The sequence below is a fragment of the Acidobacteriota bacterium genome (genome assembly GCA_039030395.1).
Classification (GTDB): Bacteria; Acidobacteriota; Thermoanaerobaculia; order Multivoradales; family JBCCEF01; genus JBCCEF01.
The window spans coordinates 70,278-84,661 of record JBCCEF010000019.1 but is presented as its reverse complement, the minus strand read 5'-3'; the positions used below and the strand labels follow the sequence as shown (position 1 = coordinate 84,661).

Here is a 14,384-nt window from a genome sequence, read left to right as displayed (position 1 = left end):
ACTGCATTCCAATCCTCGCCCGTCCATAGGCACTGAATGAACCCCGCTCTCTAGGAGACCCGACCATGATCAGCGATTCCAACACCGAATTCGACAACGAGCGCGTCGGCCCGCGCGGCGGCACAACCACCCTGACCAAGAGCGGCATGGTCCGCAAGAATTTCTGGCTGCCGGTGGACGAGGCCGAAGCTCTGCGGCTGAAGGCTTTCAACGAACGCCGCACTGAGGCGGACATCATCCGTCAGGCTTTGCGCGGCACCCTGGGCCTCGAAGACTAACCCCCGACGACTGACCCCGTCGCCCCCTCCCCGCGCCTTCCGCCGTCGGAATTTCCGACGACGGCGGAGGGCCGTCTCGGATCCCCTTTTCTCTCAAGCGGTCCGCCGAAAGATCTCCAAATAGCTGTCCAGCGCGGCCAGTGGCAAGCGATCCGCCATCGGCTGGACCATGCGCACGCCGGCGGCCCGCATCCGCCGCGTCAGGCGCCGGTTGGCGAGCAGGATTTCGAGTGCCGTCGCCTGAGCGTAGGCATCGGGCACCTCGGCCGGCGGTTCCTCCGCCAGGGCGGCCAGCTCCGGATCCTGCAGGTTGAGCAAGATTGGGCGGTGGCGACGCTGTTCCAATCGCAAGAGCGCGCCGCCCAGCAGTTCGCCGGCCGCCAAATCGACCACCGACGTGAACATCATCACCGTCGCCTGGCGCGGCGAGGCTCTCAGCGCCGCCTCGACGGCCAGATCGTAGGCCGGTTCCTCCAGGGTCGCCTCGCAATCGTAGAGCCGTCCGTAGACCTCGGCCATGCGGGAAGACGCCCGCACCACCCGCTCCACCCGGTCCGAAAAAGCGATCACCGTCACCCGATCCCCGCGCGCCGCCGCCACCCGAGTGAGGGCGAGGGCGGCCGCCAGGGCGTGGTCCAGTTTGCTGCGGTTGCCGTCCATCGAGGCCATGGTGCGTGCCGCGTCGAGAAGGATCACCAGCCGGGCTCCCCGCTCCCAAGTCTCCTCGCGGCTCACCAGTCGGCGATGGCGCGCGGTCGCCTTCCAGTGGATGCGGTTGAGCGGATCGCCGGGCAGATACTCGCGCAGGGCGTAGAGCTCCGAGCCCAGGCCCAGGAGCTGGCAATCCGGTACCCCCAGGCTGCGCCGCTGGGCGAGGGCCAGCAGTTGTCCGACCCGCCCGCCCCAGCGCACCTGAGGAAAGATCCGGTGGAACTCCGGCGCGACCAGGTCGCGCTGCGCCCAGGCCAGCCCCCAAGGGCCGAGCACCCTCGCCGTCAGCGGCGCCACCGAATGCTCGCCGCGCCGCCGGGGTACCAGCCGCTGTTCCCAGCGACTTCGCCCGGCGGCCGGGAGAGTCAGTTCCTGGCGCGCCGCCCGCGCCGCGAGGGCCGGCGCCAGGCCGTCCCGCAGGCGCACCGTCACCGGCCGAGGGGAGCGCGAAGCCACCTCCACCACCAGCGTGGTTTCGGCGCCCTGGACGAGCATCGGCGGCCACCGGCGGTCGGCCGTCACCGCTTCCGAAGCAGCTCGCCGAAAATCGATCAGAAAGGCGGCGAGCAGCAGCCCGTCGAGGACCAGGGCGGCAAGTACCAGCCACGGCACCAGCAGGCCCGCCGATAGCAGCAGGGTGTTGAGAGCGACGGCACCGATCAGGCGGGCGGACGGCATGGGGAGTCTCCGCGGCTAGTGCGGCACCTCGACCGCCTCGACGATACCGGCGAGCACGCTGTCGACGGTGTGGCCTTCGAGTTCCGACTCGGCGGAGAGCAGCACCCGGTGCCCCCAACAGGCGGACAGGAAGCGCTTGAGGTCGTCCGGCAGTACAAAGTCCCGGCCTTCGATGAGGGCGGCAGAGCGCGCGGCGCCGAGGAGCGCCAGGGCGCCGCGCGGGCTGATCCCCAACTCGAGATGCGGAGATCGGCGCACCGCCTCCGCCAAGCGCTGGAGGTAATCGAGCAGCTCCTCGGCAACGTGGACCTCCGCCGCCGCCCGGCGCAAAGCGGTAGCGGTGGCAGGGGTCACCACCCCCGGGGCCTTGCCGGCCTCGGCGTCCGTGGCCGGGTTCAGGGTGCCGGCGAGAAATCGGCGGTAGATCTCCAGCTCCGCGTCGCGCACCGGCATCTCCAGGCGGATCCGCATCAGAAACCGATCGAGCTGGGCCTCCGGCAGCGGGTACACGCCTTCGAGTTCGATCGGGTTTTGGGTAGCGATGACGAAGAAGCCACCCGGCAACCGATGCGAAACGCCGTCGATCGTGACCTGGCCTTCCTCCATCGCTTCGAGCAGAGCCGCCTGGGTCTTGGGTGGCGTGCGGTTGATCTCGTCGGCCATCAAGACCTGGGTGAACACCGGCCCGCGCAGCAGCCGGAAGGACTGGCTGTGGGCATCGAAGACATTGGTGCCCAAGAGATCCGCCGGCATCAGATCCGGCGTGAACTGCACCCGTCGAATGGGCACCCCCAGGGTCGCCGCGAAGGTGCGCGCGAGGAGGGTCTTGCCCAAACCGGGCAAGCCTTCGAGCAACACATGACCACCAGCCGTGTAGGCGCTGAGGAGCGCCTCCACCACTTCGTTCTGACCCAAGACCTGTTGTTCGATTGCCGCGATCAGCCGATGGGCCGAGCCGTGAGGGGTCTCACTCTTGGTTTCGTCGGTCATTCCCTGGCCTCTCCATCGTGTTTCAATTTCCTGCCGTGTCCGTTACTTTCCGCGCCGACGCCAGCGCGCCAGGCGGCGGGCCAAATTCAAGAACTCCGGCGGACCCGCGGTCGCCGCTTCATCGCGCCAGGCCGCCGGAACGGAACGCCCGTCCACCCATGCGTCGGAACGATCGAGAAGGGCCCGAGCCGCCGATCGGTGGTGACCGCTCTGCCGGTGGAGACGACCCAGGCTCCGCAGGAAGGCACCGGTGGATCCCACCACCACCGGCGGCTCCCGCCAGGGGGGACCGAAGCGGCGACCGAGGGCCAGCACACCCAGACCGTACAGCACCAGCAGGTGAAAACCGAACCAGGTGAACACCCTCCGATAGCGGCCCGCGGCCGCGGCGGTCTCCGGGTCCTCGATGCCCAGACCCTGCTCGTCGAATCGCCAAGTCGGCGGAAAGTACCCCGCCAGAGCAAACACAAGAGAAGCGTTGTCGCCGCGCCACAACCCGCTGTTGGCGAGCACCGGGGCCGGCAGCACCACCGTCCGACCGCCCCTGCGATCGAAGGCGTACACCAACTCCTCCCCGCCAGGCCCCCGGAACCATATTTCGGCACCGTCCGGCGGAGCCGGAGCCCAGGTCGGCGCGGACAAGACCAGTCCGTAGCCGGAAGGCTCTAGCGGTTCCAGGGACCAAACCTCCTCCTGGTGGCGCTTCCACGCACCATAGGACAGGGGCGGCTCGGAACGAACCTGCTCCAAGGGACAGCCCAGGCGGGCGAAGAAATCGCTCTCCCCCGGACTGTTCTTGCCGGAATAGGCCACCAGCAGATCCCCGCCGGCGGCTCGCTGTTCGACCACTCGGCGGATGCGCTCGGCGCGACGGCTCGGCGACAACGGCCAAGGAAAGATTTCGACCAGTACGCCCTCACCGGCCGCCATCCCGGGATCGTGGAGCGCCGCATCGATCCCGGCTTGCTCCAGCAGGAGGCGGGCTCCCATCCAGCCAGCGGGTCCCTTCGACAAGCTGCTGGCGGGCATTCTCGACGATCCGACCAGAGCGAATACCAAGGCGGCCAGAAAAGCCACCGACAGGGCGACGGGAAGAATGGCGCGCTTCATCGCAGGCGCCCCTCAAGGTCTTCGAGCAGCGAGCGGACTTGCGGCACCTGCGGCGCTATGGGCCCATAGCGCAGGCGGTCCAACACCGACACGCTATCGGACAGATCCGGGCGCCGACTGCGCCGAATGAGCTCGCGGCCGGTCCAGCTCGCCAGGGTAGTACTTCGGGCGGCCTCTTGGGCCGTATCGGGCGCCGTACTCTGCGCCAGACGTTCCGCCAGCCACCACCAGAGAGCCTCCAGGGCGCCGGAGGTGTCCCCCCGATCGAGACGGCGGAAGAGTTCGCTGCGCCAATCGGGCGTTCCGACGGCGGACTCTGTCGCCGGCAGCGGCTGTTCCGCCTCGCCGACAGTGGCCGACCGGCGGCGGATCATCCACCGGACGGCGGCCCACAGCAACGCGCAGAGAGCGAGAACGATCACCGTCCAGGCAACGCCCTTCAACAGCCGGCGTGACGGCGTACCGACTTCGAGGTCGACCCGCGACCTGAGGCGGTCGACCAGTCGCTCGATCGTCTGGCTGATCCACTCACTGAGCCCCGGGGTGGCCGCTTCTCGCTCGAGACCGTACTGCTCGTAGATCGGCTCCACGGCCGGCCGATCGCCGGCCGTCGACGGCGGCTGAGCCGTCCACCCGAGAGTCACCAGGCAGGCGACGGCAAGGCCGAGGAAAGCTCCTCCGCCTCGCCACCGACGACCCACCGCCGCACTTCCCTCGGTCAGGCGGAACCTCCCCCACGATCGGGCGGAGGATTGGCGGGGCCAGCCGGTGGCGATGGAGGCTCTGCCAAGGGTTCGAGGGCGTCGAGGGCGGATTCGAGGTCCGCCCCTTCCCGCCGACGCCGCGTATCGTGAAACAACATGGCACCGGCAAAGCACAGATAGAGGGAAAGAACCGACGACGCCAGCGAGCCCAGCAGGCTACCGGCAAGCTGCAGGGCCACAGCGCCCGGATGGGAAAAGGCCGCCATCGGATCTCCGAAGGTGTCCAGATCCCGCAGGAAGAGCACCTGCCGCAGCACCTCGAAGGGCAACTGGATAAGCAGGCTCAACCCGGTGGAGATCGCCATGCCAACGACCAGCAGCGCAAAGGCCCGAACCAATGGATTGTGCGGGAAGTTGTCGAGGGGATTGGTGCCGGCGAGCTGCGCGCTCCGTTGGATCGCCGCGGTGCCGAAGCGGTCCTCTTCGATCATCGCTCCGAAGGTGAACGAAAGCAGTGGCGCCACGTAGAGCAGCGGCAAGATGCAGCATATATAGGACAGCAGCAGCAACAATCCGAGCAGCAGCGCGGTGCCGAAGACTCGCGGCTTGAATAGGTACAGGTACGACCGCCACAGGCCGACGGGCCGCTCCGCGACCGCATCGTAGGCGGCCACGCTCATGGCGAAATAGACCACTCCCGTCGACAGGGCGGCGACGAAGATGAGCCCGAAGACACCGCAGGTGAAGGCGAGGTTGAAGCTCTCGTAGTCCTCCGTCATGCCCTGCATCATCCAGCCCTGGAGAGCCACCATGGAGACCGCCGCCAGGGCCAGGGGCAGGGCGAAGGGCAAGTACAGTTGCCCGAGGTGCCGGCGGGTCACCTTGAAGGCCTCATCCAGCAGCACCCGGAACGAGATCACGCGATGGTCGTCAAAACTCATGGTGAGGTCTCCAACCCCGGAGCCAACCAGGGATTCCAAGAAACCAAGACGTAGATCATCCACAGCGACAAGCCGACGGCCACCTTGAGAAGCGGCGGAACAGCCGGTTCCGGCGAGATGTACCCTTCCACCACCCCGAGCAGGAAGAACCACGGCAGCGAACCCAGGAGCACCGTCAGGGCATTGCCGACGGCCTCCTTGAGGGCCTCGCCGCGGGGGCGGTCGTCGGCCGCCACCAAGGCCCTCGCCATGCCAAGGCCGGCGGCCGAGGCGACGACAATCAGAGTCAGTTCCAGAGGCCCATGGGCGGCGATGAACTCGAACAGCTCGGCGGCCATGGAGTACTGCAATGTGATGCCGACGACGGCTCCGAGCATCAGTCCGTTGAGCAGCAAGATGTAGAACGAGATGAGACCCGCCGTGGCGCCCCCGGCCCAGGCGGTCAGAGCGACGGAGGCGTTGTTGGTGGCAATCCCCGACGAGGCTATGGACGGCGGCACGGTGGTACCCAAGTCCTCCGTCCACAGCCGGCCGTGGCGTAGGCCCTCGCGCGCCTCTTCCCCGATGAAGGCGATGCCCAGCTCCGGCCGCACGGCGGCTCCCACCAGTCCCAGCAAGGAAGCACCCAGAAACACCGCCGTGGCGACCATCAGGGGCTGGAGGTGCGAGCGGAAAGCCGCCGGATAGGTCTGCACGAAGAAGCGCTTCAGGCTGAATCGGCGGGGCGGCGAGCCGCCAGCGAGGCGGCGGGTGCCGGCGAGGGCGAGGCGTCGCAGTCGCTGGGCGGCGCCGCTGTCCGGATAGCGTGCAGCGGCCAGGGCATGGTCGTGAAGGATCTGGCGGTAGCGGAAAGCCAGGTCTTCGAGATCGCGATAGTCGGCCTCGGGCGCGGGCCGCGCCACTCCCGCCTCGAAGGCATTCCAGATCGGTGCGCGCTTCTCGACGAAGCGTTGATAGTTCCTCACCGAGGCGGAGACTGCCTGGTTTCGAGGGCTTGCCGCAGGGCCAAAACCGGGTCTTCCCGCGAGGCGCCCTCCAGCAGCTCCGGCGCCTGAATCTCCAGGCGACGAACCAGCCGACGCGCCAGATTCATCGCCTGGGCCGGATCCAGTTCGTCCGCTCGTTCGAGAAGGCGCTCCGCTAGGTGAATCTCCTTCGCCCCCCAGGCGGTGGGCGCCCGGCTCACCACCACTTCGCCGCCGCCGCGCGGCTCGTGCACCACCCGCGTCGCCGCCAGGCGATCCCCCAAACGCCGGGCGAGGGGGTCGAAGGCGATCAGGGGAATGCCCAACATCAGGTCCAGCGGCCGGAGCAGATTGCGCACCAGCAGAGCCACTACACCGGCCTGCCCGCCGGTGGGACCGACCACCCGCAAGTGAACCCACCGCTTGCCGAGGGTCTGCCCTCCCATCGCCATCTCACTGATGGCGAAATATCCCCAGTGCACGAAGAACACCACCAGCCCGTAGATGGCAAAGAACCACGTCGCGGACGTTCCGTCGAGGCCCGCGCCGATCGCAATCACGAACATGAAAACGATGAAGTTCAGCACCCCCAGAAGAAAGTAGTCCAGCGCCGCGGCCAACGCCCGGCTACCGATACCGGCGATCGGCAGATCGAGGGCGATGTTGTCGAGGCTGAGGATTGTTTCGTGCTTCATGCCCTGGTGGAGTACGTCGACCGCGGGTGGAGCGCTGTAGCGACGTGCAGGATCGCTTTGACGCTGGTGCGGAAAGAGATTGTTCTGGGATGATAGCGAAAAACTGATCGATGACCGCCGGTCGGCTTCGGAAGCCTCTGAGAGCAGCGACCTTGTCAAGATCTTCTGTCGCCGCTACGATGGCAACATTCCGTCCACGGAAACCACAGCTTCGCCCATGTCTTCGCTTCGAACCTTGCGTTTCGTCCACTGTGCGGATTTGCACCTCGACAGCCCGTTCGAAGGTCTGGCGGCTCTCGATCCAGAGATCGCCGAGGTGCTGCGCGCCTCCACCTTCGGGGCCTTCGACAACATCCTGCAGCTGGCGATCGACGAGGAAGCGGACTTTCTGCTCATCGCCGGCGATGTCTACGATTCGGCCGAATCGAGCCTCGCCGCGCAGCTTCAGTTCCGCCAGGGTCTCGAACGGGTGGCATCGCGCGGGATTCGGTGTTTCGTCGCCCACGGCAATCACGACCCTCTCTCCGCCTGGGACGCCGGACTGGAGCCGCCACCGGGGGTGCACCGCTTCGGCGGCGACCGCATCGAGCGGGTGCTGGTGCGGCGCGACGGCGAGGATCTCGCCGTCGTCTACGGCATCAGCTATCGCCAACGGGAGGTGCGCGAGAACCTCGTCGAGCGTTTTCACAGCGCCACCGGATCGCCCTTTTCGATTGGGCTGCTGCACTGCGCCGTGGGTGGCGACGGGGACAGCCCCTACTCCCCCTGCCGCCTGAGCGACCTGACTTCTTCGCGCATCGGCTACTGGGCCCTCGGCCACTCACACCGGCCCGCGGTGCTCGCCCAGGGCAGTCCCACGGTGGTCTACTCCGGCACGCCGCAGGGCCGGAGTCGGCGCGAGATCGGGGAGCGAGGCTGCTTCCTGGTCGACGTCGAAATCGACGGCGAGGGGAATCACAGCATCACCCCCCGATTTATCGCCACGGACCAGGTGCGATGGGCAGACGATCGCGTCGACATCTCCTCCTGCGGCCACCTGGACGACCTGCTGGCGACCCTGTCGCAATCCCTCGAAGAAACCCGGCGGGCAGCTCGCCGGCCGGACGACGTGCCGCGGCCGGCGATCCTGCGCCTGGCGGTGACCGGTCGTGGTCCGCTCCACCGCCAGCTGCAGCACGTCGACCCGGAGCGCGACCTGGCCGCCCCGCTGCGTCGCCAGGAGAAGACCAGAGAGGATTTCGTGTGGGTCGAGGCGGTAGTGGTCGATACGGCGCCGGAGGTCGATCTGCCGCGGCTGCGCACGGAGGAGTCTTCCGTCGGCGCTTTCCTGCGGGCCGTCGACGCCCTTCGCCGGGCGGACGAGGGCGCCCCGGATGCCGATGGGACCGCCGCCCGGGCCATCCGCGAGCGCCTCGCCCAGCGCCCGGAGCATCCGCGCCTGGCAGCGGTGCTGGCGGAGCTTTCGGACGCCGAACTCCTCGCCGTCCTGCCGGAGGCCGAAGCCGCCGGCCTCGACTACTTGCTGTCCCCAGATTCGCTCACCCCCGAATGACCTCCTCCGCAGCCTGATCATCGTGCGCATCGAGAGCTTCCACATCGACGGCTTCGGGGTCTTTAACGACCAGGGAGTCGAACCGTTGTCACCGGGACTAGCGGTGTTCTACGGCCCCAACGAGAGCGGCAAGAGCACCTTGACGGAGTTTCTCCGCTCGGTCCTCTTCGGCCCGCCCAAGCGCCGCGCCAACCCCTATCCACCCCTCGCCGGCGGACCGCACGGCGGACGCCTGCGGGCCGTCCTGGCCGACGGGCGCCGCCTCCATCTCCACCTCGACGGGCGCCACCACCGCATCCTCGAGGAGGGTCAGCCGGAGAATGCCCACGACCACTCGCTCGAGCCGGAGACGCTCTGGGGTCTGGATCGCGGCAGCTACGAGCGGCTCTTCGCCGTCGGCCTGGAGGATCTTCAGGGGCTCGACGTGCTGAACCACCGCCAGACCCGGGACCGCATCTTCACCCGCGGCATGGGGGCAGGGTCCGAGCGCCTGCCGGCGGCCCTGGCGGCCCTCGACCGCGAGATTTCGGAGATTGTCGGCCTGCGCCCCGGCAACCGCTTGCTCGATCGCCTCGAAGAACGCCTGGAGCGCCTGGAAGAACCGCTGCGCGAGACCCGCCGGGGCGCCGCCGAATACCGCGAGTGCCAGACCGAGCTCGCCGCCGTCAAGGAGCGCCTGGCCCATCTTCAGCAACGTCGCCAGCGGCTGCACGGCGAGCGCGAGGAAGTCGAGCGGTTGACCCGGGCGCGCGGCCCCTGGCAGCGCCTCAGCCGAGCACGCAAGGAACTTCGCCGCACCGCCGCCGCGGCGGACATGCCGCCGGAAGGCCGCCGTCGCCTGGAGGAAGTGGAAAAAGAACTCGCCTCCCTCGAAGACACCGCTGTCAAAGCCCAGAACGCCTCCCTCGCCGAGCGCTCGAGGCGTACCCGAATGCCGCTCTTCCTGGCCGGCGGTGCCCTCGCCCTGGCGATGCTGTTGGCCATCGGCGGCGAAACCTCCTCCGCCGTCGGCGTGGCGGTGATCGGCGTCGTGGCGACCTTGTTCTTGGCTCAGCCGTGGCGCGACCGCAGCGCCGAAACCACCCTCAACCAGTTTTTGGACTACCAGCTCGAAGCCCGCAAGGCCGAACAGACCACATTGCTCGACGCGGCCGGCGGCGACCGCGAGCGCTTCCTGGAGCTGGCCGAGGAGCAAGCCGCCTGGGAAAAGGCCCGTGAGGATGTGGTGGGCGCTCGCCTCGAACTGGCGGCCCTGGCCGGCGGCGAAGCGGAGCTGGCGGACTTCGAACGGCGGCTGGCGGAGGGTGACGGCGTGATCGACGAAGCCCGGCTGATCGACGACCTGCACGACCTCGAGGGCGAGCTGCGGCAGGCCGAACAACAGGTGGGGGCCCTCACCGAGCGCATGGCGACCTTGGGCGGCGACGACCAGCCGGGCCGCCTGCGGCTCGCCCGCCAGGTGCTCGAAGAACGCCGGCGACGGGCGGTCCGCCGCTGGGCCTCCCTGGCTCTCACCGAATCCCTGCTGCGCGACGCCGCGGCCACCTGGGAGCACGACCGCCGGCCGCGGGTGATCCGCCGCGCCGCCGATCTCCTCGCCCTGATGACCGGCGGCCGCTACCGCCTGGTGGCCGCCGAAGAGGGCGGCACGACGGTTTTGGAGCTGGAAGAAGCGGGCCTCAAACGCAAGGGAGAACTCGCCTGGAGCAGCGGCCTGGCGGACCAGGTGTACCTCGCTCTGCGCCTCGGCCTGTCACGGGAGCTGGCGCGCAAGGGAGAGCCTCTACCCTTGCTACTCGACGACATCCACGTTCGCTTCGACCCGGACCGCCGCCGCGCCGTCATCTCCGTCGCCCTGGAGCTGGCCCGCGACAACCAAGTGATCTTCTTCTCCTGCCAGCCGGAAGTCTGCGACCTGGTCGCCGAACTGCGAGACGAGCCGCGATGGAGGAACGTCCCGGCCGGGGTTTTCCGCATCGACAACGGAAGGATCGAGCGGGCGTAGCGCTAGCCTGCGTCCGGCACATCCTGCTCGACCGCCATCAAGGGCCGGTGGGCGAAGGCGAAGACAGAGGTGAGCAGCAGCAATCCGCCCAGCAAGGCAAAGAGCAGTCCGATCCCCCGGCCCGGTCCCACCCCCCACAAGCCCCCCAGGCTCCCGACCGCTGAGCCGCCCGCTGCGAGGAGCGGACCGAAGACGCCGTCGGCCAGCGGACCGGCGGCCAAAAAGGCCACCGGCGCCGTCGCCTGGGCGATCATCCGACGTACCGCGAACACCCTGCCCTGCAATTCCGGCGGCACCTTGCGCTGCCAGATCGCCTGGCTGCAGCCGTGGATCAACGGGGCCGCGAACATGGCCAGAAAAAGGCCGGCGGCGGTGAGCGGGACCGACGGTTTGAGGCCCGCCACAATGAGGCCGAGGGCCAGCACCGGAGTGAAGGCGAGAAGGCCGCGCACCTTACCCTCGGGACCTCCCCAGGCGGTCAAGGTGAAGCTGCCCGCGAGGGCACCGGCGGCGCCCAGGCCGAGCACCAGCCCCAGCTCCTCGACGCCGGTGAACCCGAGCACCATCGGCGTGGTGAGCACCAGGGCGAGGGGGAGCCACAGGTTGAAGGAGGCGATCAACCCGAGCAACCACAGCAGGCCCGGCCGGCGGCGAATCCAGCTCCAGCCGGAACCGGCGTCGGCCCACAGGGAACGGCGCTCGGTGGGTGGCGGCGGCGAAGGGACCCGCGCCAGGACCAACACCGTGACGGCGATCAGAAAGGTCACCAGATCGACCGCGATCACCCCGGTGAGGCCGAATGACCCCAGCAGCCCACCGGCCAAGAGCGGCGCCACGACGTCGGAACCGGTGCGGCCGAGCTGCACTAGCCCCGAGGCGCGGGCGTACTGGTCCTTGGGTAAGAGCAGGGTGACGGAAGCCGAGAAGGCGGGGAACTGGAAGGCGCCGACCAGCGACGCCAGGGTCGCCACCGCGTAGAGATGCCACAGCGCCAGATGGCCTGTCGCCACCAGGAGAAGCAAAGCCAGGCTGCCGAGGGCCGCCAACGTATCCGCCCCGATCATCACCCGCCGCCGGTCGGTCCGGTCGACCCAGGCGCCGGCCAGCGGCGACACCAGAATGGCCGGCAGGTTGGACGCCAGGGCGATGGCGGCGAACCAAGTGGCGGAACCGGTCTGCTGGAAAACCCACACGCCGAGGGCGAAGGCGGTGGCGCGAGTGCCCACCAGGGAGATCACCTGGCCGAGCCAGAGGCTCAAAAAGGTCCGGCGGCCGGAACCGCGGGCGCTCGCCGCCGATGCCGACACCAACTCAGTCATGCCGGAGGGCGACCATCGGGTCGATGCGGGTGGCCCGCCGGGCGGGCACCCAACTCGCCAGCAGCGCCATCGCCGAAAGCAGCAGGGGCACCGCCAAGAAGGTCGCCGGATCCGTTGCCGAGATTCCGCTGGCGAGGGTCTCGAGGGGCACCGACAGGAGACGCACCGTCAGCCAGGCGAGCACCAGACCGGCGGCCACCCCCACCACCGCCAGGCGCAGGCCGGAGCGCAGCACCAGCGCCAGCACGTCCCCGCGGTGCGCTCCGAGGGCCATGCGGATCCCCAGTTCGCGGGTGCGCCGGGCCACCGCGAAGGCCATCACCCCGTAGACGCCGATCAGCGCCAGGGCCAGGGCCACGGCGCCGAACAGGCTGAAGACCACGGCCTGGAAGCGCGGCTGGGCGATGGAACCGCGGAGCCGCTCGGTCATCGCCCGGACGTCCTCCGCCGGCTGCGTTGGATCGACCGCCAGCAGGGCCCGTCGCGCCTCCTCCGCCAGCGCCATGGGATCGCCGCGGGTGTGGAGCACCGGGGCGAGATCGAAGGTCGGCATCTGGGGATAGGCCAGGTACAGCTCGCCCTGGGGTTCGTCCGCCAAGCCCTGATGATTCACCTCGCCCACCACCCCCACCACGCGGCGCGGTTGCTCGAACAAACCCGGGATTTCGAGCTCCTGGCCGATGGCGTCGCGGTGCGGCCAAAAGCGCTCGGCGACGGCCCGGTCGATCACCACTACCGGCGGAGCCTGGGCATCGTCGGCGTCGGTGAAATCGCGACCCCTCTCGAGCGGAATACCGAGGGTGCGAAAGTAGCCGGGACTGACCATCCGGATGCCCGCCGGCGGGGTCGGCGTGCCCGGCACCGGCGGCCGGCCGGCAGCCTGGGGGACGCCGCGCAATCCCGCCTTGCCGCTGCCCGGCAGGTGCGAGACGACGGCCACCTCCTCAACCCCCGGTAGCCCTTCCAAAGCGGACCGCAGGGCGCGGTAGTACTCCAACTTGCGCTCCGCCGGAGCGTAGGTGGCGCGGGACAGAACGATCTGCAGGCTCAGGCGGTTCTCCGCCTCGAACCCCGGATGCGAGCGACTCATCCGGTCGACGCTCCGCACCATCAGGCCGGCGGCGATCAACACGGTCATGGCGAGGGCGATCTCCGCCACCGCCAGTCCCGCCCGCAGCCCCTTGCGCTGAAAACCGGCGTCGCCGCCGCGGCCGCCGTCCTTGAGGGCACTTTGGAGGTTCGCCCGCGATACTCGAAGCGCCGGCCAGAGACCGACCAGTATTCCGGTGAAGGCCGCAAAGGCCAGCACCACCGCCACCACCCGCCCGTTCAGCGCTACCTGATGCAGTCGCGGCAGGGTGCCCGGATCGAGTCGCAGCAGGATGCGCCCGGCGAGCACCCCGAGGGCGATTCCCAGCGCACCGCCGCCGGCCGAAAGCATCAGGCTCTCGGCCAGGAGTTGCCGCGCCAAGGTCCGCCGACCGGCTCCCAGGGCCGCTCGCACGGCCAGTTCCCCGCCGCGTACGGTGGCCTGGGTGATCTGCAGGTTGGCGACGTTGACGCAAGCGATCAACAGCACCAGCAGCACGGCGCCGAAGAGGGTCCAGAGGAGCGGTCGCACGTCGCCCACCACCTCCTCCCTGAGCGGGGTCAAGTGCATCCCCCAACCGCTGCCCTCTTTGTAGATGTCCGGGTACTCGCTCTGCAGCCGGGCCGCCAGGGCCGACGTTTCGGCCTGCGCCTGCTCCAGGGTCAGGCCGTCCGCCAGGCGCGCGATGAGCAGGACGCCGCGCATGAATCGCGGAATCGCCGGGTTGGGGGTGAAGGGCACCCAGACATCCGCCTCCACCACTTCGAGATCGAAGGGCGGCAGCACGCCGACCACCGTATGAGGTACGCCATCGAGGGAGATCTGCCGGCCGCGCGCCGCCTCCTCGCCGCCGAACTGGCGGCGCCACAGTCCGTCGGAAATCACCGCCACCGCCCGGCCGGCGGTCTCCTCCTCTTCGCTGTATACCCGCCCGAGGGCCGCCTCGACACCGAGGGACGAGAACAGGGCCGCCGAAGCCCGTGCCCCTTCCACCCTCAGGGGCTCGCTGCCGGCGGCGGACAGGTTGAAGTCCCACGGCAAGACGCCGGCGACGTGCGAGAAAGCGCCGTTGCCGCGACGGTGATCCGCGAACTCGTGGCCGGAGGAGGGAAATTCCGGCAGATCGCGCTGCAAGAAGTGGTTCCACACCATCACCATCCGGTCGGCGTCGGCGAAGGGCAGCGGCTTGAGCAACACCGCATCGATCAAGGCGAACATCGTCGCCACCGCACCGATTCCGAGGCCGAGGCAAACCACCGAGGCGGCGGTGAATCCCGGCCGCCGGCGGAACAGCCGGGCGGCGAAGCGCAGGTCCCGCAACCATCCGCTCATAGGGGCGCTCCTTG

Annotated in this window: 12 protein-coding genes; 3 read left to right on the top strand and 9 right to left on the bottom strand. The window is 69.0% G+C overall.

Annotation, left to right across the window (positions count from 1 at the left end; all coding sequences use genetic code 11):
* The first annotated feature begins 65 nt into the window (after positions 1–65).
* A complete protein-coding gene (locus AAF481_15870) occupies positions 66–278 on the top strand; it encodes a hypothetical protein (protein ID MEM7482655.1) in 213 nt (70 codons plus the stop codon).
* A 93-nt stretch (positions 279–371) separates the two neighbouring features.
* Here AAF481_15870 and AAF481_15865 read toward each other — a convergent pair whose 3' ends face one another.
* From AAF481_15865 to AAF481_15835, 7 genes are read right to left on the bottom strand one after another with little or no spacing between them, the layout of a single operon-like run.
* Complete coding sequence (locus AAF481_15865; protein ID MEM7482654.1) at positions 372–1,667, bottom strand: DUF58 domain-containing protein; 1,296 nt, start codon at positions 1,665–1,667, stop codon at positions 372–374.
* A 15-nt stretch (positions 1,668–1,682) separates the two neighbouring features.
* Positions 1,683–2,657: a MoxR family ATPase gene (locus AAF481_15860; GenBank protein MEM7482653.1), complete on the bottom strand. Its 975-nt coding sequence runs from the start codon at positions 2,655–2,657 to the stop codon at positions 1,683–1,685.
* Between the two features lie 42 nt (positions 2,658–2,699).
* A complete protein-coding gene (locus tag AAF481_15855; protein MEM7482652.1) occupies positions 2,700–3,767 on the bottom strand; it encodes a hypothetical protein in 1,068 nt (355 codons plus the stop codon).
* Complete coding sequence (locus AAF481_15850; GenBank protein MEM7482651.1) at positions 3,764–4,468, bottom strand: hypothetical protein; 705 nt, start codon at positions 4,466–4,468, stop codon at positions 3,764–3,766. The genes AAF481_15855 and AAF481_15850 overlap by 4 nt, the downstream gene beginning before the upstream one ends.
* 17 nt (positions 4,469–4,485) lie before the next feature.
* Complete coding sequence (locus AAF481_15845; protein ID MEM7482650.1) at positions 4,486–5,412, bottom strand: hypothetical protein; 927 nt, start codon at positions 5,410–5,412, stop codon at positions 4,486–4,488.
* A complete protein-coding gene (locus tag AAF481_15840) occupies positions 5,409–6,377 on the bottom strand; it encodes a stage II sporulation protein M (protein ID MEM7482649.1) in 969 nt (322 codons plus the stop codon). Before AAF481_15840 ends, AAF481_15845 begins: the two co-directional genes overlap by 4 nt.
* Positions 6,374–7,072 (bottom strand): RDD family protein, encoded by a 699-nt coding sequence (locus AAF481_15835; protein MEM7482648.1) that lies wholly within the window; start codon positions 7,070–7,072, stop codon positions 6,374–6,376. The genes AAF481_15840 and AAF481_15835 overlap by 4 nt, the downstream gene beginning before the upstream one ends.
* A gap of 217 nt (positions 7,073–7,289) precedes the next feature.
* On the opposite strand from AAF481_15835, the gene AAF481_15830 reads away from it, so the two are divergent.
* Positions 7,290–8,624, top strand: a complete 1,335-nt coding sequence (locus AAF481_15830) for an exonuclease SbcCD subunit D (GenBank protein MEM7482647.1) — start codon at positions 7,290–7,292, stop codon at positions 8,622–8,624.
* Positions 8,625–8,646: 22 nt separating this feature from the next.
* Positions 8,647–10,629, top strand: coding sequence for an AAA family ATPase (locus AAF481_15825; GenBank protein ID MEM7482646.1), 1,983 nt, complete (start codon positions 8,647–8,649; stop codon positions 10,627–10,629).
* 2 nt (positions 10,630–10,631) lie between these two features.
* Here AAF481_15825 and AAF481_15820 read toward each other — a convergent pair whose 3' ends face one another.
* Positions 10,632–11,948, bottom strand: coding sequence for an MFS transporter (locus AAF481_15820; GenBank protein MEM7482645.1), 1,317 nt, complete (start codon positions 11,946–11,948; stop codon positions 10,632–10,634).
* Positions 11,941–14,370, bottom strand: coding sequence for an ABC transporter permease (locus AAF481_15815; protein ID MEM7482644.1), 2,430 nt, complete (start codon positions 14,368–14,370; stop codon positions 11,941–11,943). Before AAF481_15815 ends, AAF481_15820 begins: the two co-directional genes overlap by 8 nt.
* Positions 14,371–14,384 lie beyond the last annotated feature (14 nt).